General features: G+C 68.7%; 13 protein-coding genes. 12 read left to right on the top strand and 1 reads right to left on the bottom strand.

What is annotated here, in order from left to right; genetic code table 11:
• The first annotated feature begins 2 nt into the window (after nucleotides 1–2).
• From LBC97_04605 to raiA, 9 genes are all read left to right on the top strand, one after another.
• Nucleotides 3–986 (top strand): MoxR family ATPase, encoded by a 984-nt coding sequence (locus tag LBC97_04605; protein ID MDR2565333.1) that lies wholly within the window; start codon nucleotides 3–5, stop codon nucleotides 984–986.
• A 15-nt stretch (nucleotides 987–1,001) separates the two neighbouring features.
• Nucleotides 1,002–2,258 (top strand): DUF58 domain-containing protein, encoded by a 1,257-nt coding sequence (locus LBC97_04600; protein ID MDR2565332.1) that lies wholly within the window; start codon nucleotides 1,002–1,004, stop codon nucleotides 2,256–2,258.
• On the top strand, nucleotides 2,255–2,431 hold the full coding sequence (locus tag LBC97_04595; GenBank protein ID MDR2565331.1) for a hypothetical protein: 177 nt from the start codon (nucleotides 2,255–2,257) through the stop codon (nucleotides 2,429–2,431). Before LBC97_04600 ends, LBC97_04595 begins: the two co-directional genes overlap by 4 nt.
• Nucleotides 2,428–5,109 (top strand): hypothetical protein, encoded by a 2,682-nt coding sequence (locus LBC97_04590; protein MDR2565330.1) that lies wholly within the window; start codon nucleotides 2,428–2,430, stop codon nucleotides 5,107–5,109. The genes LBC97_04595 and LBC97_04590 overlap by 4 nt, the downstream gene beginning before the upstream one ends.
• Before the next feature lie 304 nt (nucleotides 5,110–5,413).
• Nucleotides 5,414–6,103: a response regulator transcription factor gene (locus tag LBC97_04585; GenBank protein ID MDR2565329.1), complete on the top strand. Its 690-nt coding sequence runs from the start codon at nucleotides 5,414–5,416 to the stop codon at nucleotides 6,101–6,103.
• Entirely contained in the window at nucleotides 6,100–7,674 is a 1,575-nt protein-coding gene (locus LBC97_04580; protein ID MDR2565328.1) for a HAMP domain-containing histidine kinase, read from the top strand. The genes LBC97_04585 and LBC97_04580 overlap by 4 nt, the downstream gene beginning before the upstream one ends.
• On the top strand, nucleotides 7,671–9,383 hold the full coding sequence (locus LBC97_04575; protein MDR2565327.1) for an LpqB family beta-propeller domain-containing protein: 1,713 nt from the start codon (nucleotides 7,671–7,673) through the stop codon (nucleotides 9,381–9,383). The genes LBC97_04580 and LBC97_04575 overlap by 4 nt, the downstream gene beginning before the upstream one ends.
• A complete protein-coding gene (locus LBC97_04570; protein MDR2565326.1) occupies nucleotides 9,380–10,096 on the top strand; it encodes a hypothetical protein in 717 nt (238 codons plus the stop codon). The genes LBC97_04575 and LBC97_04570 overlap by 4 nt, the downstream gene beginning before the upstream one ends.
• Nucleotides 10,097–10,665: 569 nt before the next feature.
• The gene (raiA, locus tag LBC97_04565; GenBank protein MDR2565325.1) at nucleotides 10,666–11,358 is read left to right on the top strand and encodes a ribosome-associated translation inhibitor RaiA; all 693 of its coding nucleotides are present in this window, start codon (nucleotides 10,666–10,668) and stop codon (nucleotides 11,356–11,358) included.
• Between the two features lie 226 nt (nucleotides 11,359–11,584).
• Here the strand turns inward: raiA and LBC97_04560 are convergent, their stop codons facing one another.
• Nucleotides 11,585–13,585, bottom strand: a complete 2,001-nt coding sequence (locus LBC97_04560) for a DUF222 domain-containing protein (GenBank protein MDR2565324.1) — start codon at nucleotides 13,583–13,585, stop codon at nucleotides 11,585–11,587.
• A 738-nt stretch (nucleotides 13,586–14,323) separates the two neighbouring features.
• Here LBC97_04560 and LBC97_04555 point away from each other — a divergent pair.
• The 3 genes from LBC97_04555 to LBC97_04545 all read left to right on the top strand — a co-directional run bounded on the left by LBC97_04555 (nucleotide 14,324) and on the right by LBC97_04545 (nucleotide 18,179).
• A complete protein-coding gene (locus LBC97_04555) occupies nucleotides 14,324–16,204 on the top strand; it encodes a hypothetical protein (GenBank protein ID MDR2565323.1) in 1,881 nt (626 codons plus the stop codon).
• Between the two features lie 179 nt (nucleotides 16,205–16,383).
• Nucleotides 16,384–17,220: a SipW-dependent-type signal peptide-containing protein gene (locus LBC97_04550; protein ID MDR2565322.1), complete on the top strand. Its 837-nt coding sequence runs from the start codon at nucleotides 16,384–16,386 to the stop codon at nucleotides 17,218–17,220.
• Nucleotides 17,221–17,333: 113 nt separating this feature from the next.
• On the top strand, nucleotides 17,334–18,179 hold the full coding sequence (locus LBC97_04545) for a hypothetical protein (GenBank protein ID MDR2565321.1): 846 nt from the start codon (nucleotides 17,334–17,336) through the stop codon (nucleotides 18,177–18,179).
• The last annotated feature ends 303 nt before the right edge of the window (nucleotides 18,180–18,482 follow it).

The following is an 18,482-nucleotide window of genomic DNA, read 5'->3' as shown; positions in this document are numbered from 1 at the left end:
CAATGGACAGGCAGGTGGCTGAGGGGTTCGCGCGCGCGTTCGCCGCCATCAGGGCGGCGGTGGCGGACGCGATAGTCGGCAAGGCCGGGGTTGTCGACCTGGTGTTGACAGCCATGCTGGCGGGCGGACATGTGCTCATCGAAGACGTGCCGGGCACGGGCAAGACCTCGCTCGCCAAGGCGCTGGCGGCGGCCGTCGCGGGAAGTCACGGCCGGGTTCAGTTCACGCCGGACTTGCTGCCTTCCGACTTGATCGGGGCGTCGATCTACGACCAGGCCAGCGGCCGTTTTGAGTTCCGTCCGGGACCGGTCTTTTGCTCGGTGCTGCTCGCGGACGAGGTCAACCGGGCCAGCCCCAAGACCCAATCGGCGTTGCTCGAGGTGATGGAGGAGCGGCAGGTCACGCTCGACGGGACCAGCCATTGCGTTCCCCGCCCGTTCGTGGTCATCGCCACCCAGAATCCGGTCGAGCAGTTGGGCACCTACCCGCTGCCGGAAGCACAGTTGGACCGCTTCCTGGTCCGGACCAGGCTCGGTTATCCCGATCATGCGACAGCGGTCAGGCTCGTGACGGAGAGTGCGCGGGTGGACCGCACGGCCGGGGTCAGGCCGGTCGCGTCGGCCGGTCAGATCGCGGGGCTTGGTCAACTGGCCGCGCAGGCGCACCTTGCGCCCCTGGTCGCTGACTACATTGTGGCGTTGGTTGAGGCGACGCGCGCCGACCAGCGGTGCGAGTTGGGCGCGTCGATGCGGGGCGGCCTGGCGTTGGCCCGGTGCGCCAAGGTCTACGCGCTGGCCCAGGGCCGTCCATACGTCACGCCAGATGACATCAAGGCCTTGGCCCCCGCGGTCCTGGCGCATCGGCTGATCATCGAGCCGGACGCCCAGATGGAGGGCGTCAAGGCGGATGGCGTGGTCGCGGACGTGCTTGGCCGGGTGCCTGCCCCGGCGGTCGGCGGTGCCGAACTGGCCCGGGCGCTGGCGTAGATTGGCGCGCCGGTCATGTCAGAGCGAAGCGACCTGCGGACCCAGCCTTGGGGGGCGGCGGCGTTGGCGGCGGGCTTGGTCAGCCTGGCGGTTGGCTGGTGGCTCGGCTGGCCGGAACTGGCGGTGCCCGGCGGAGTGGCGACGGGGGTTTTCCTCGCGGGCCTGGCGGCGTCGCTGGGCCGGCCCGGTCTGGGCGTGACCCTCGCGGCGGAACACCGCCGAGTGCCGGTTGGCGGCGACCCGGGCCTGACGTTGACCCTTGTGAACACGGGTCGGCGGCGGGTGTGGCCGGGAAACCTGGCGGTGCCGGTCCGCCCGCAAACGCCTCGGGGCCCCGCAGCGGCCGGCCCCGAACGTCTGCTCGCCATCCGCTGGCCCCGTCTCGCGGCGCGCGCTCGGCCGCTCGGGCGGCCCGCCCGGTCGTCCGGCTTGGCGCCGGGGCAGTCGTTGGTGGTCTGTGCCGCCGCCCCGACCAAACGCCGAGGCCTCTTTCTAATTGGGCCGGTGCGGGCGGTCCGGGGCGATCCGTTTGGCCTGGTGGCCCGAGGTTTCGCGGTTGGCCGGCCGCTCGAGATCGCAGTTTGTCCGCCAATCGCAACCCTGCGGTTTGGGCCTGCGGGGATGATCAAGGACCTTGAGGGCAGGCCGACGGGCCAGGCCGCCGAGCCGGACGCGTCATTCCACGCCCTGCGGCCGTACCAGGCGGGCGACGACGTGCGGGCCATTCATTGGCGGTCGTCGGCCCGGCTGGGCCGGGCGATGGTGCGGCAGTCCGAGGACACGCGCCGCGCCCAAGTGGCCGCGGCGATCTCGACCAACCCGGCCGAGTACGGGACGCCTGAGGATTTCGAACTGGCGGTCGCAGTCTGCGCTTCCATCGGCCTGGCCGCCTTGGCGCAGGCGGGAGACGTGACCATTGTGGCGGGCCAGGAGGTTCGGCGCTTTGGCCAGCCTGATCGCGGCCGGTTACTGGACGCCGCCGCCGCAATGACCCTCGACGAGCGAGGCGGCGGCCGTCTGGCGGCCGCAGTCGCCCGGATCAGGGGAACGGCGCCACGAACCACGCTGGCGGTCTTGGTAGCCGGGGCCGGCCTGACCGCCGGCGAGCTGAGCCGGGCCGCCGGCCTGCTGCCGCGCCATGCGAGCGTGGTCGCGGTGCGGTCCGGGGTTGGCGGCCGGGCGACGGTTGGCCGGGTGGGCCGGCTGCGCCTGGTCGGAATTGGCGAACTCGGGCAGTTGCCGGAACTGGTGCGGCGTTGGGAACGGGTGTGAGTGAGGCGGCGCGGGCTGTGGCATCGGCCGTGGCGCGGGGCGGCATCGGCGGATTGGGGCGTTCGGCGGAACTGGTGCGGCCTTGGGAACGCCTGCGGCGCATGGCGTGGGCTGGCGGCATCGGCGGGTTGGCGCGTTTGGCGGAACTGGTGCGGCGTTGGGACCGGGTGTGAAGAGCGCCCCGCCTGAATCGGCGCCGGGCGTGGCCGCGCGCCGCTGGGCGGATGGGGGAATCATCGCCGGGCTGGTTGGTCTGGCGCTCGCGCCGCTGGTACCGGTGTTTTGCGAGTTGGACTCGGCGGCGGGGCTGTCGCTTGGGTCCGCCTTCACCCGGCCGGCGCTGGGGGGCCTGTTGCTGGGCGCGGCGGTGGCCGGGGTGGGGGCCTGGCGGCGATGGCCGCCCTTGGAAACGGTGGCCGCCCTGCTGGGCGCGTACTTCTTGGTCGGGCCTAGTCTGGCCGTGCCGGAGTGGGCCGCAGGCGGGTTATGGCCATCCTGGGCCGCCGAACGGTGGTTGGCGACGGGCGTGACGGGGGTCTGGCGGCGATTGCTGACGGTCCCTGTGCCGGTCGGCGGGGGAGGCGGCTTTGGCCTGGCGCCGTTCGCGTTGGCTTTGGCGGGCGCGGCGGCCGGGGTGTCGGTCGCCACCAGGCTGAGCCGGGGACGAGCCGTCTGGGCGGGTCTCGCCCCGCTCGTGGTGGCGGGCGCGGCGGTCGCCTTGGGGACGAGCGCCAGCGCGGCGGCCCTTCCACTGGGACTGGTCACAGGCTTGGGGGTGCTCGCATGGGGGGCTTGGCGCAGGCAATGCCTGGCGTCGCGGCGGATCCTCGCCATCCTGGTCACAGTGGCGGTGGCGGTGGTCGGCGGGGCTGGCGGCGGGGAACTCGCCCACCACCGCGACCGGTTGGTGATCCGGGAGCATGTCGAACCGCCGTTCGACCCGGGCGACTATCCCAGTCCGCTCAGCGCCTACCGGCGGTACCTCAGAGGCGACCTCCGGTCCCAAGTGATCTTGAAGGTGCGCGGCCTGCCGGCCGGCGGCGTGGTCAAACTGGCGGTCATGGACCGCTTTGACGGCGTGGTCTGGAACGTCACGGGTGGCGGGCGAGGTGAGGCCTCGGGCAACTTCACACGGCTTCCGCAAGGGGCGGCGGTTCCCCAGGCGACAGGGTTCGCTGAGGAGCTTGGGCCTGCCCAAAGCGCAGAGCCTGCCCAAAACGCGGGGACTGGCCAAGGCGGAGGGACTGGCCAAGGCGCGGGGACTGGCCAAGGCGCAGGGACTGGCCAAGGCGCAGGGCGCGCTGAGGGCGCGGGGTTCGCCGAAGCGCGCGCGCCTGCGCGAAGCGCGGGGCCATCTTCAGGCGCGGCGGCGGTTGCGATCCGCCTCACAAGCTGCGCAATCGAGTTCGAGGACCACGACATCGACTCGGTCTGGCTGTATTCGGTCGGGAATCCCAGAGCGATCACTTTTGCGGGCGACCAGGCGGCAATGAGGCAGGAGTTGGTCCGGTTCGCTCCGGCCACCGGCGCTTTGGCGCTTCCGGCCGCCTCGGCCGCGTCGGGTGCCTCCGCACTCCCGGCCGCCTCCGCACCCGCGTCCTCACCCTCAGGCCCGGTGGTGTACGCCCTGGAAACGGACTGCCGGCCCTACCGGCCCGCAGACGCGGTGATCGCCGCCGCCCAAGCGGCACCGACTGTCGGGCCCGCCTCTGCACGGGTTCCGGCAGCCGACTTGGCGGCGGCAGCCGCGACTGGGCGGGCCACCACCGCCGGTGCCAAGGCCCTGGCCTTGGAGCGGTTCCTTCAGGGCGGCTACTACTCGGACGGCCAGATTGGGCCGGGCGAGGGAGCGGACCGCGTGGAGGCGCTCGCCGGGCATGGCGGGGAACGCATAGCTGAGCTTCTGACGGCCGATCTCATGGTGGGGAACGCGGAGCAATACGCGGCCGCGATGGCCTTGATGGCGAGTTCCTTGGGCATGCCGGCCAGAGTCGTGATGGGCTTTGCCCCCGGTTACGGTGAGCCGCCGGGTCCGGGCCAAGTTGAGGTTCCGCCGGGCGGCCTGAGCGGAGAGGAAGCGAACCCTCCGGACGCCACCGCCACCGCCGCCGCCGCCGCAGCGGACGCGGATGGCCGGGGGTCCGTCCAGGCGTTCACAGGTTTGGACATGACGGCCTGGGTGGAGATCAACCTGGACGGGCTTGGTTGGGTTGGCTTCTTTCCCACGCCGAACCGCCAGGACTCGCCCGAGCAGGCTGCCCAGGAACCCAAACCCCAGCCCAAGCCGCAGGTCGCCCAACCGCCGCCGCCGGAGGCGAAGCCCTCGAATCCGCCCGAGGAAGACCTGCAGCCGGTGCCGATCGGGTCCGCCAGGCCGGTGGCCCCGCAGCTGCCAGCCGCCCCGCCAAGTGCGCTGGCCCTGATCGGCGCAGGCCTGACGGGTGTCGTCTTGCTGCTCGCGATGATCGTTGCCGCCCTCGGCTTCGCCAGGGCGCGGCGGCGGCGCCGCCGCGAGAGGCGGGGTCCGCCGCCGCAGCGGATCGTGGCGGGCTGGGCGGAACTGACTGATCGGTTGCGGGACCTGCGCTTGCTGCCGCCGCCCGACCGCGCCGCCACCCGCTTGGAGGTGGCCGGCAAAGCGCCGGCCCGGATGCGCCCATTGATCATTCAACTCGCACGGGAGGCCGATGGCGCCGCCTTCGGCGCCGGGCTCGCCCCAGGGCGATCCGCCAGGTCCTATTGGCGGGATGTGGCCGCAGTCGAAGACCGCGCCAAACACGGCCTCACGCGGTGGCGGCGCCTGCGCGCCCACTTGGCCGTTCACCGCCCAAGAAGCGTTCGGTCGACTTGAAGGGCCGTTTCCGGGCGGCCTGGCGATTCGCCGCCGCGAAGCGGGCCGAGGCGGCACATCACGCCACGGGGACCGGTCGAGCCGCAACGTTCACGGCCGCAGGGTTCACGGCCGCAAGGCTCATGGCCGCAACGTTCACGGCCGCAGCGTTCACGGCCGCAACGTTTGGGGACGCGGCGTTTGGGGTGCCCGCGTCCTGGGCAACTCTGCCCGTCGGCGCCCGGACGGGCCTCGGCACGGATAGTGCGGGCCGTCATAGCATGGAAAGCGTGCTCGCGTGGCCAGGCTCTGGCACGATAGGAAGATGACGGGCCGAATCATGGTTGTGGACGACGATGTCGCGTTGGCGGAGATGATCGGAATTGTGCTCACGTCGGAGGGTTATCTCCCCGATTACTGCACTGATGGCACCCAGGCGTTGACGCTGATCAGGCAAACCAGGCCGGACCTGGTGCTGCTGGACTTGATGCTGCCGGGGATGGACGGGATCGAAGTCTGCCGGGAACTGCGCAAAGAATCGGGCGTGCCGGTCATCATGGTGACGGCGAAATCGGACACCAAGGACATTGTCGAGGGCCTGGAGGTCGGGGCTGACGACTACATCCTCAAACCGTTCAAGCCGGCCGAGCTGGTCGCCCGAGTCAAAGCGAGGCTCAGACGCAGTCCGACCCGCGAGCCGGAGGACGGGGAGCGCCTGCGGGTCGGCGACATTGAGATCAACGTGCCGGGGCACGAGGTCCGCAAGGCGGGCCGACTGATCTCGCTAACGCCGCTCGAATTCGACATCCTGGAGACTCTCGCCTCAAAGCCGTGGCAGGTCTTCACCCGCGAAATGCTGCTGGAGCGCGTTTGGGGTTACAAAGAGGCCGCCGACACGCGACTGGTCAACGTCCACGTCCAGCGTTTGCGGACCAAGGTTGAGAGCGACCCGGAGAACCCCAAAGTGGTGTTGACGGTTCGCGGCGTGGGCTACAGGGCGGGCAGCCCGCAATGACCCAGCCCGACAGGGCTAAGCGGGGCCTGATCGGGCTGGTGCGGCGTTCGCTCCAGGCCAGGGTCATGGTGACGGTCATCGTGGTGTCCTCGGTCGCGTTGACGGCGGTCGGGATCGCGCTGACCGGGCAGGTCAGGTCCGGCATCTTCAACGCCAGAGTGAACGACGTGCTGCGGGAGGCGCAGCGCCTGGCCGCGACCGCCCAAGACATCTTTGACGCCTCGACCGCCGCCTCGCCCATCACGGCGGAGACCATGGCCCGCGACACGATCGGCCAGATTTCCTCGGTCGGCTCCTCGGCCCGGGCCGTTTCGCTTCTGCCGCCGGATGACCCCGGCGCCGGCGCCATTTCAGCCATCTTCACGGACCCCCAGCTTTGGGACGTCGCCTCGGACGCGTTGCGCGATGCCGCCCGGTCCGGCGGGCAGCAGGTCTGGCAGTCGGTCCCGTTGCCGACAGAGCCCGGCCAGCCGACCAATCCGGGGGTGGCGGTGGCCCAGGCGGTCACGTTGATGGCGACCACCTACGTGCTGGTAATGGTCTACGACTTGGGGCCGGAGCAAGCCACGATGAGCTTGATCGCGCAGGTCCTGGCGGGTTCGGCGGTCGCGGTGGTCGTGATCGTGGTCCTGGTGACTTGGATCGCCACCCTTCAGGCGGTCCGCCCGGTGCGCCAAGCGGCGCAGGTGGCGGCGAAACTCGCGGACGGGGCGCTGGGGGAGCGCATTCCGGTCAAAGGCCACAACGAGATGGCGACTCTGGCGGCATCCTTCAACGAGATGGCGGCGGCCATCCAACGGCACATCGGCCAACTGGAGGATCTGTCCAAGCTGCAGCGGCGCTTCGTGTCTGATGTCTCGCACGAGTTGCGCACCCCGCTGGCGACGATCCGCATGGCGGGCGACCTGATCTACGCGGCGCGGGACCGGTTCCCGCCGGACGTGGCGCGGTCGGCGGAGTTGCTGGCCAACCAACTGGACCGTTTTGACGCGCTGCTGTCCGATTTGCTGGAGATTTCCCGCTTCGACGCGGGCGCCGCGCAGCTTGACACGGAACGGGTGGATCTCAGAGCGCTGGTCGGCTGGGAGCTGGACGCGGTGGCGCCGCTCGCGGCGGACCACCGCATCGCCGTCACCAGCCGCATGCCGAACAGCCCGGCCCAGGCCGAAGTGGACTCGAAACGGATCTCCCGGATCATCAGGAACTTGGTGGTCAACGCGATTGAGCACGCCTCGAGCCGGGTCTTGGTGGAGCTCGCCATGAGCGACCAGGCGATCGCCATTGTCGTGGCGGACGACGGGGTGGGTCTCAGCGAAGAGCAGTTGGAGCGGGTCTTCGACCGGTTTTGGCGGGCCGACCCGGCGCGCGCCCGCACCACCGGGGGAACGGGGCTCGGCCTGGCGATCGCGTTGGAGGACACCAACCTGCACGGCGGCAACTTGGACGTGTGGGGCAGGCAGGGGGTCGGCGCGGTCTTCCGGCTGGTGGTCCCGCGCAGGGCGGGGGGCCAGGTCGGCGAACCGCCGCTGGAGTTGGGTCCGGCGCCGTCAATCCAGGAGGTTGCCCAATGAACCCAGAGCGGCGGTCGGGGAAGGCTGGGAGGCGGCCGGTCGGCATCGTGCTCCTGGTTGTCACCGCGATGGCGGCGGGCTGCGCCACGCTGCCCCAGTCGGGGCCGGTCCAGCAGGGCCAGCCGGACGAGGGGCGGGAAGAGCTGTACGTCCAGGGGTTGGCGGCGCCGCCTGTGAAGGACGCGAACCTCGACCAGATTGTCCAGGGTTTTCTGCAGGCGATGCTGGCGGGGAGCTCGGACGATTTCAAGGTCGCCCGCTCCTATCTGACGGCTGAGGCGGCGGCGGTGTGGAACCCGTTCGCCTCGGTGCGGGTCTACCAGTCGGGCGCCGAGCCGGTGCTGGCGGAGACGGGCACCCAGTTGGGGCGGGTGGCTTTGACCGTCAAGGAGGTGGGCGTGGTCGACGAGTCGGGCCGCTACACCATGCGGGAACCGGAGGCGTGGAGCGAAACCCTGTCGTTGAGCCAGGACGAGGATTCGCAGTGGCGGATTTCGGACCTGCCGGACGGGATTGTCATCCCGGCGGACGTGTTCTGGGGCGACTATGTGGCGACCAGGATCTACTTCCCTTCGGCCGATGGCCAGTTTTTGGTGCCTGACCAGCGCATGTTCACCCGCGCCAGGGCGGCCACGGCGGCGGTCAAGGAGTTCCTGAACGGGCCGCCGCCGTATTTGACGGGCGCGGTCAGCGCGGTGGTGCCGTCCGGCACGCGCTTGATGACGGAGACGGTCAAAGTGACCAACCGGGTGGCGGTGGTGAACCTGTCGAGCGCCATTTCGCGGGCTTCGGAAACGGCCCGCGCCACGGTGTTGGCTTGTCTCAAATCTTCGTTGACGGCCCTCCCGACGGTCGATTCGGTCGAACTGCAGGTCGAGTCGGTGCGTTTGGACGTGGGTCAGGCGGCCGGCCTGGAGATCAACCCGGTCGGCGTGGAGGGCCCGTTCTACCTGGGCGAGGCGGGCGTTTGGCGGTACCACGACCGACAGGCGAACCTGATCGAGGGAACCGAGGCGGCGGCCGGGTGGGAGTCGCTGACCGTCGATCACTCGCTCGGCCGGATGGCCGGCCTGGTCGAGGGGCGGATAGACCTGATCGACAGGATCGGCGAGCCGCCGCGCGCTTTGGCCCCGCCTGAGAGCGTGGGGCAGTTCACCGCCCCGCCCGTGTTCGACCGTTTGGGCTGGATTTGGGCCGCCGCCGCCGATGCTGTGGTGGCCTTTAGCGCCGAGGGGGAACCGTTCCGCTTGGGGGCGCCTTGGCTGGACGGCCTTCGGGTGGTGGCTTTGGCGCCGGCGCGCGACGGCGCCCGGTTGGCGCTGGCCGTGGCGGTAGGGGACCGGATCGAAGTGCGGATCAGCGGCATTGTCCGGCAGGAGCGGGCGGTGCCTTGGCGTTTGACCGGGCCGTTGACGGTGGCCTCGTTCGCCACCGGCGTGCAGTCTTTGACCTGGGCTGACGACGTGTCGCTGGCCTTCTTGACCGCTCCGGTGGTTCCGGAGGAACTGGTGCCGGCGGTATTCACCGTGGGGGGAGACATCACCTATCTGAAGTCTTCGACCGATCCGCCGGTCGCCCTGGCGGCGGGGCGCGGGCCGACTGAGCTGTACGTCTCGGGGCGTTCGGGCGGGTTGTTCGCGTATTCGCCGCAGCGCCGGATCTGGGAGCCCCTGGCTTCTGGGGCCAGCGCGGTGGCGCTGGCGCCGTGAAGGCCCTCAAAGCGGCGGCGGACCTGGTCTGGCCCGCCGCTTGCGCCGGCTGCGGGCGGGAGTTGGCGGGCCCGCTTTGCCCGCGTTGCCGCCTCGCCCTGTTGGGCCCAGTCGAACGTCGGGAGGCGGGGGCGCCCCGCCTGGTCCCGGCGAACGGCGGCCCGGCGCTGCCCGTGTGGTCGGCGGCCTGGTACTCCGGCGAGGTGCGGCACGCCATCGTCGCCTGGAAACGCCATGGCAGGGGAGAACTGGAGCTGGAGCTGCGGCGGGCGATCGCCCGCACCGCCGAGGCCGCAGCTCGGGTTCTGGCACGGGTCGCCCCGGCGGTGACGGTGGTGCCGGTGCCCTCCAGGGTGGTGCGCCGCCTCGCGCGGCCGTCCGGCGGGACCGCCCAACTGGCGCTCGCGGCGGCAGAGGCCTTGGCGGGGGCGGGCCTTGAGGCCGGCTGCGCTGACGTGCTGCGGCGGCGGACCCTCAGCCGCGAGCAGGCTGGCCGGTCTTTGCGCGAGCGCGCCTCCGGCCGGGAAGGAACCACCCTGGTCAAGCGGGTGCCGGCGGCGCCGTGTCTCTTGGTTGACGACGTGCTCACCACCGGGGCCACGCTGCTTGACGCCGAGCGGGCGCTTGCCCGTGCGGGCGGCCAAACCCTGGGCGCCGTGGTGCTCGCGGTCAGCCCGGCCGATTCACGGGGCGCGCGTTCGAGGCTGCGCTGACCGCCGGTCGCGGGCCCGGTTCGGACGGAAATGGGGACGGTACCTATTTCTGGAAGGTCGGCGCGGGTTCAAGGCTGCGCAGACCGCCGGTCGTGGGCCCCGTTCAGATGGGTGCGTTGGACGCGGCCCTCGCCCGGCGCGACCCGGCCCGGGCCACCCCTCGGCGGACGCGACCCCGAATCGGCGCGGCATCCGCCCGGCGCGGCACTGCCCGGCGGTACCGCCGCCCGGAGGTACCACCGCCCGGCGCGGCGGCAGTGGCGGAGCCCGCGCGTCTCGGCTGATGGGTCGGGTTTGCCGGGTCAGTCCGAAAGAACCGACCGGGTGGCAGGCAACCCCGTGGCGTACCGCTAAGACCCCAGGCGAATGAGCTAACGTAGGTAGAAGAACAAGCGGTCCCAACTGGGCCGCAGTGGCCGTTCCGGTCTACCTCGGGGTGTTCCCAGTGGCGGGCCTGAACCCGAACCGCTAAGGAGGTCGTTTCTTCCCCGGCAGCATTCAAACGCTGTTCAGCCCATCACCCGAGGGTGGTTCCGCCACCCCGCACACCAATTGGAAGGCCAAGGAAAATGGAGATTGTCGTAGCCGGCCGTCATGTTGAAATACCCGATCGTTTCCGCGAGTTCGCCACTGGAAAGCTGACCAAAGTCGCCCAGTACGATTCCCAGGCGCAGTTGGTGCAGGTCGAAGTTGTCCACGAGAACAATCCGCGCCAGGCTGAGACCGCTGAGACGGTGGAGATCACCGTCCGCGGCAAGGGCCCGGTGATCCGGGCGGAGGCCTCGGCGGCGGACATGTTCTCCGCTTTTGACGTGGCCATGGGCAAGTTGATGCAGCAGGAGCGCCGGGCCAAGGACCGCCGCAAGTCGAAGCACAAGATGACGCGCCGTCAGGCGCAGAGCTTTGACCAGTCGCTTTTCGCCCGCGATCCGGGGCCGACCGACGCCCCGGCCGATTTGGCGCCGCCCAAGCCGGCGCCGGTGGCTGTGGCCGAGGTGGTTGACGAGGACGATCAGCCCGCCAAGAAGCCCGCCACCCCGCCGGTCAAGGAGTCGACCTTGGCGGACTCCCCGGTGGTCATCCGCGAGAAAGTCCATCAGGCCAAGCCCATGAACGTGGAGGAGGCGATCTACGAGATGGAGCTGGTGGGCCACCCGTTCTTCTTGTTCGTCGACTCTGAATCCGGCTTGCCGTCGGTCCTCTATCACCGCCACGGCTGGACCTACGGCGTCCTGCGTTTGGAGACCAGTTCCTCCTCCTGAAGCGTTTCTCCCGAAGTCATCCTCCTGGTGGCTTCTCACGTCCTCCTGCTGTGAGCCGCCGGGCTTCGCCTGAGGACCGAGATCCAGGGGATCGGCGCAGTTCGTGCGCCTGCGTCGGTCGTTGGAGTCTCCCCTCTTGTCGCCCTGTTGCCGCCGCTGGCGACTAGCTGTGAAGGTCAGGAGAATGCCATTGTCGCCGCTGTCGCCCCTGTCGCCGCTTGTCGGCTCAGCACGAGTCGGGGCGGTTGTCGCCATCGTTGGGTGCCGGAGCTTCGCCGTTGAGCGGGCTGGGTTTGCCCGCAGCCGGTTTGACCGCGGTGGGTTCGACTGGACTGGGTTTGGCTCCCTGGAGGGTGAAGCGCTGGTGGAGGATGGGGCGTTGTCGGGGGTCCAGGGTTGCGGGTGGCGTGTACTCGGGGATCTGGTCTTCGGGCCGGATGCGGACTTCCCAGTCCGGGGGTCCGTTCCTGGGCGGTTCGACCAGCGCGTGATGGTGGGGGCATAAGAGGGTGAGGTTTCCCAGGTCGGTGGGTCCGCCGTCGTACCACGGTTTGATGTGGTGGGCTTCGGTCGATCCGACGGGGCGGTCGCAGGATGGGAAGGTGCAGCCTTGGTCTCTGAGTTCCAGGGCTGCCCGGATCGGCCCGGTGACCAAGCGGTGTTCCCGGCCCACCTCAAGGATTTCGGATTTGGAACCGAGAACGGTTGGGATCAGGTCGGCGTCACACAGCATGGTCCTGAGCTTCCCGGCTGGTATGGACTGGCCTGGTCCGCGCGGTCCGAACAGCTTGGCGGAGCGGGCTTTGTCCAAGAGTTGCTGGTAGGTGATGACGACTTGCACGCGGGGCCTGTCGCCACCCAGTTTCGGGGCCACCCCGTGGCGGTTGGCTTCCGCGAAGACCGCCAGCAACCCGTCCATCCGCCGCACGGCCGCTGCCAGCGCCTCGGTCTTGCGGTCGGCTTTGTGGTCGGTGGCGTGGTCGGCTTTGCGGTTGTGCTGGGTGGTGCGGCGTTGTTGTTCGGCGTAGGCGTCGATCAGCCGTTTGAGGGGTTCGGCGTCAATGGTGGGCATGGTGGCTTGCAGGAGGGTTGAACCGTCGGCCCGGTCGACCCACCATAACGCCCGGTTGCGGTGGGCTTGGCGGTATTCGCGTTCCGCGCGTTCTTCGTCACGTTGTTGCGCCAATTCGGGGGCGACGTGCTCCAGCAACACCCGCCCGGCTTTGGCCAGCCCGGCGGAGTCGATTGTCTTGGCAAACGAAACCAGCAACTCCTCCGCTTGTGAGACCTGAGCGCTGGTCAGCACATCCTGGGGCAGCTGCTTCAGCGCCTGTGCCGCCGCGGACACTTGGTGGGGATTGGCGTCGCCAGTCAAACCTGCCTGGTCCAGCAGAGGCATCTGGGTGGTGTCTTTGGCCCGCAAGACGATCTTCGCGGCTTGGCCTTGGGTCAACCGGTTCTTCCTGGACAACCAAGTGGTTGAACCCACCCCGCCGGACAGTTTTCGATGCCGGTCGGCCAGGTGAGCCAACCGGCCCGTCATGATCTCCGACCGACCCGCAGCGGTCAACAGCGCCGAGGCGAACTCCAGCAGTTCCATCCGGCCGAACGACCCCATCACTCCCTGATCGGTGATCCGCTCGGCCAGCCGGTCTAACACCCAGCCTTGGACAGCCACCAGTTCGTCCACGCTCAACCCGTCCACCAAGCCAGCCAGTTGCCGCACCCGCGGGCTTAACAAACGTTCAACCGGTTCGCCGATCGGCGCGCCCAAGCCGGGAGCCGCCCAACCACCAGTGTCCGGAATGGCGTCACCCGATGCCGTGCCCCCGTCCCCGACAGCAACGCCCGGTGTCGATCCTTGGTCGCCGGCGCTGGGCATACCCACGCCCGGCGCGGCCCAGCCACCCGCCTCTGGGACCGAGCCGCTCGATGCCGTGCCTCCGTCACCGACGCAATCCCCCGCGTCAGATATGGGAGCACCAAGGCCGGGCATGTTCACGCCCGGCGCGGCCCAGCCACCCGCCTCCGTGGCGGCGCGCCCCGATGCCGTGCCGCCGTTCTCGGCCGCGTCGTCCGCAGCGGATCCCGTGGCGCCAACACCGGGCATATCCACGCCAGGTGCGGCCCAATCGCCCGGCGCGCCCCCGGCGGGAAAGCCCTCTGGGTTCGCGCCAAACCCACCCGACGCGTCGTCGCGGCCGACCGGATTGGGGACGTTCCTCATACTTCAAGTGTACTCAGTACAGTCTGTTATGGCAAACATTTGTTTGCAACAAATTGCGAAGATTCCGGAGTTGGGACCGGTACCAGGCGCGCCGTCTCTCGCTGCGGGCCGAACCAGGTTCGGGAGACTGCGGATCATCCGCCGGTTCGCCTGGAGGCGGCCGGCACCGGGGCCGGGCCGCCGCCCGACTGGCGGCCAAAAGCAAGTCTGCCAAACGGGTCTGACAGCGTAGGGTGAGGGCACGGCATCGGAGGGCTGGGCGAAACGCCGACGGACTGCCAGTCCGAGCGGCCGGCCGTTCGCCAGGAGGAGGCGGGGGTGGCGGCTCGGCGCAGAAGACCATGGGCGGTCGATCAGTCGGCACCACGTTGACGAGGCGGGCGGTGCGCCGCCTGTGGCGTGACGGCCGGCGCAACGCGGGAGGTTTTCTGCCAGGCGAAGCCTCGGGTTCGGCGCAATGATTTCCAGCGTTGAGTATTTTGGCTAGTATTCTTCCCTAATCGGGCGAATCGTAAGGATCGGGTGCGATAGTCTCAAACACAGATTGGCTCGCTCAAAGCGAAGAACCGTGGGCTGTGGCCGGTCGGGAGTTTGTTACCCGGCCCCACAGGATCTGGGCCCGGCAGCGGTTCGCCCGCCTGCGGACTCGTCGCCCCAACTGAATCCGACAGCGCGAGGTGCCCGCCCCGCGCCGAAGCCTCTTCCCCAAGATCCCCACAGATTGGAGGCAAACTAACTGTGAGGTCTAGAACCACCGCCGCGCTGGCTGCATTAGCAGGCCTGGCACTGCTGGCTGTCCTTGCGACGCCTCCAGGCATTTCGCAGGCCAACACGCCGGCCCCAGACGTTGGCATTGGCACAAACCCCTACCTGGGAATAGTCGTCAATGCGCAAGAGGTTCCGGCAGCGCAGAAAGGGGCGGCGGGGGCCGAGGCGCTGGATGGACAGGCGCTGTTTGGTGTCGATTGGTTCCATATCACCGGTCGTCCGTGCGCGAATCCGCGCTTCCCCATCGACGCCGTAGAGAAGGCCTCGTCCACAGTGTTCGATTTCTGCCCTGGCTTGCAGGATTACGTTGGTGGCATTGTCGAGACACGTGAATCGGTCGCCAACCTGTTGACGCGGCAATTGGATTGGGAAAACCTCGCCACGGTGAAGGGCTACGACGGCTCTGGCAACTACCGTGATTACACAGGCGTCTACTTGGTGCCGAACGGACCCTTGAACTTCGAGTGGCCTGACACGGCCGTCGGAGACTGGATCACCGGGGACGGCAACAGGACCCCGCCCGGCCATTCCGAGCCCACGTCTACCGAGACCGTTGCGTGGGACACCGTCGGCAAGGAGACGTACGCAGCCGGTGCCTTCTATCTGCCCGCATCGTTTCAGCAGGGCATACCTCCCGCAGGTTCGGCGCCAATCACCGGGAGCGATCCCGGGGGATTCAAACTGACCGCCAACGGAGCTCCCATAGGTGGGGGTGACCGCACGTTGCGGTTCCAAGCCGGCGTTTACGCGGCCAAAGCAAGCGTCACTATTCAAACCAGCGCAGGCTTGCCAGTGCCCTTCTACCCCACCGCCTACTCGAACGGCAGCATGGTTGAGCAGGACCCTGCGAACCCTCTCTTCCTGCTTTTCACCGTGATCATCCCGGAGGGCGTGGATTTGGAGATAACGTTCTCAATTGACGAGGTCTATCGGGAAGACGGGCATGTCTCACTGGCTGCCGCCAGCCTGGTGGAAGGCGCTGTTTGGCTTGGCGTGGGGGCCACGGGCGGCGCGGCCGCGGGCATCGGATGGGAAAGCTGCACACCCGTCGCGCAGCAGGCGTCTGTGTCAACCCTTTGGCGGCGGATTCTGTATTACGACACGAACACAGTGGCCTTGTGGTACACGGATGCCCTCGCCACAGCCCCCTACTTTCAACAATTCCAACTCCGCGGCGAGTATGACAGATGGGTGATTACGGACGGACGCAGCACCAACGCTGGACGGTGGGCTCGCGTGGCCGCAGCCTATTGCGAAGCATACTGGTGGAGCGCGGACGCCATGAGCCACCCAGTGCAAAACGGATACGGAGCCAGCAATGGTGTGCCGGACGGGTGGAATTATCCGCCGCAACCTTTCGAGAAAGACGAGTTGGACCAGTCGGATATTGAGCAGCCGATGGCCGAGTTCTCGAAACGCGCCTTTGCGTGCGAGGACGGGACCGTCCCCGCCACCTTGAGCGACGGGTCGACCGATCCAGCGGATTTGCTCAACCGCGCCGAGGATCCGGACGACCAAAGTTGTTGGGAAGTGCCGCCAAAGCCGAATCCCGTGGCGCAGCTCGACGCGGGCACAACGGTGTACTGGATCTACACGGTCACCAATGTTGCGTATTTCGGCACTTTGCGAAACGGGCCTACCGGTGCTCAGCCAATCGAGGTCTTTGACGCGGAACTCAACGACACGTGTGCCGCCAAGGTCCGGATCCTGCCGGCTGAGAACCAACTCGCCCCAAGCGGCCGTACCGCGGCGGTGACGACCGACTACAAGATTTACCCCGAAGAACCAACGGGGTCCGTGATCCAGAACCAGCACCAGCTTCACTGCGTCATGTCGGGGACGGTGCAGTGATGGGGCTTCTGCGGCGGTACGCTCACGGGTCCCCAGCGCGGGACACCGTCTCGGCCAAGCTGAGCCGGGCGTGGGCGCGGCGGGCTGGCCGCCTTGCGCGGGCGGGCGTGGTGGGGAGGCTGGCGCCACGGCATCGTGCGATTGAACCGCCTCGGCACGCGGCGCGGGCGCACGGGCGGATGGAGCGGCTCCCCGGCGGACGCAACACCATTTGGGCGGCGGGGGCTGGTGCCCTAACCCTGGCGGTGTCGCTGCCGCTCTGGGGTTTGCTCAGCGGCGGCGCTGGGACTTACGCGCTGTGGCACGATTCGGACAGCGTGACCGGGCAGAAGATCATTGCCGGAGACCTCGAAATCACCTCCTCCGCCTGGGAATGGCAGCAGGTGAACTCGGTGGGAGAGCCGCTCCCCGGGGGAACCATTCCCAGCGGCCAGCATGGCAAGTGCTTGACCCCAGAGCCCGCAAGCGGGACCACATGCTCCGATGGATCGCTGCCGCTGAGCAAGTTTGTGGCGATGCCCGGCGATGTGATCAAAATCACTGGCGCGTTCAGCACCAGGCTTGAAGGGGACAACATTGCCGCGAGGCTCCAGATCGGGTGGGGAACCAACGCCTCAGGCTGGGGCATTGGCACCTATACGGTCTCCGGCTTTGAGGCGGGTGCCTCCCCGCCAGCGTGGAAAGTGCTGCTGGGCGGTTCGACACCCATACCCGTGGGCACCGACGCAGAAATCGTGACCGCGACGAACGCCACCCAACTCAGCCTGTGGGGAGGACCGAACGGCGTGGTGCTCAATCCCGGCATTCACACTGACGGCCAACTCGATTTCCAGATTGGGCTGACTTTGGAAGCCAAAGACAGTTCGGACGCCACGGCGCCTTACCCGTATGTGGGTGTCGACCCGCGCGTCTCCCCGGTCATTGACTCTCCGGGCGGCAATTACGTGTTTCCCGACCTCACCATCACGCTGGACCAGATCCGCGCGGGCGAAAAGTTCGGGGTGAGCGCGCCATGACGATCCTGTGGCGGCGGCCGCCGACCTCTTCGCGCGGCGAGCGCCCGGCTCCGGGGGCGCCCGCTAGACACGGCGCCGGGATTCGACGCAGGCGGCCAGGCAGGCGGCAAGTCTTGGTCCTGGCGGCCGCGGCTGCGGGCCTGGCCCTTGGACTGCCGGCGGCCAACGCGCTCTGGTCGCAGCAGGTCGAAGCGCAAATCACGGTGAATTACGGCGTGGTTGGGTTCGCTGCAGACCGGATGGATTTGACGGATCCCACCGCCAGGGCGCTGAAGAGCACCTGCGACCTGAACAGGAGGGCCTCCTGCACAGACGGATACACCGAGTGGGACCCGGCCTGGTCGGGTGACGCCAAACTGGCCAAGAGCACCGCGAACGGCAGGGGGGTCAGCGCGCAACTGCTGGAGGCTGACGCGGTCGCGCTGCAGTCGAACAACCCGACCTTGAGCAGCCCGAACACTTTGTACATCCCGTACACGGTGACATCGCTGGCGCGCGGCAACTCGAGGCTGTATTACGTGGGACAACTGGACTGGACCGATTCTGACGGCAATTCCCTGAGCGGGGTGACCAGCGGCGCGACCGCCGTGTTGGCGCTGTTGACAGGCAGCGAAGAGTGCACTGCCGCCAACGCCCCCGACCTCAGCGACAACCCGGTCAGGGCGGTGTATGACCCCGCCGACCCCACCGCCACCATCCCCGTCAGCAAAACAGCCAACGGGGCTGATTACGGGGACCAGGTCGCGGTGGAGCAAGAGTGGTGCCTCAAGCTGACCTACCCGGGCACGTCCGGCAGCTACGAAAACCTAGCCTCAACCACCGTCGACACGCCGGTGGGTCCGCGCGGGCCAGACCAGCTAAACGACACGTGGTCGGTTGACCTGCTTTACAGCACCGATGCCGTCGATCAGCTAATCGTCAGTTTCCATCCCCAGGTTTCGAGGTGGGACAAACCATGATGACGCAGCTGACGGCCCAAAGACGTGGGAGCGGAGGCCTTGGGGCCGGCCGCTCCCGGGAACCCGCCGCCCCGCCGGTGGCCAGGGTCCCCCGACTCGGCCGCCAGGCCGGGCCAACCCCGGCGGTGGTTCCCAACCGCTTTTTCCAGCCGCGACTAGCCCAGTCGTGGTTCCACAGCGCGGCTCTTGAGCCGCGCGCCCCCCGAAAGGAAAACCAATGAGAACAGAAGTAACTCGAGCCCGCAGAGTGAAAGGGCTGATCGCCGGCGCCGCCGGTGCCGCGTTGCTGCTCGCTGGCGGCAC

This window comes from Bifidobacteriaceae bacterium, assembly GCA_031281585.1.
Lineage (GTDB): Bacteria > Actinomycetota > Actinomycetes > Actinomycetales > WQXJ01 > JAIRTF01.
Note: the sequence above shows the minus strand (reverse complement) of the source record. Positions and strands in the feature narration are given on the sequence as shown.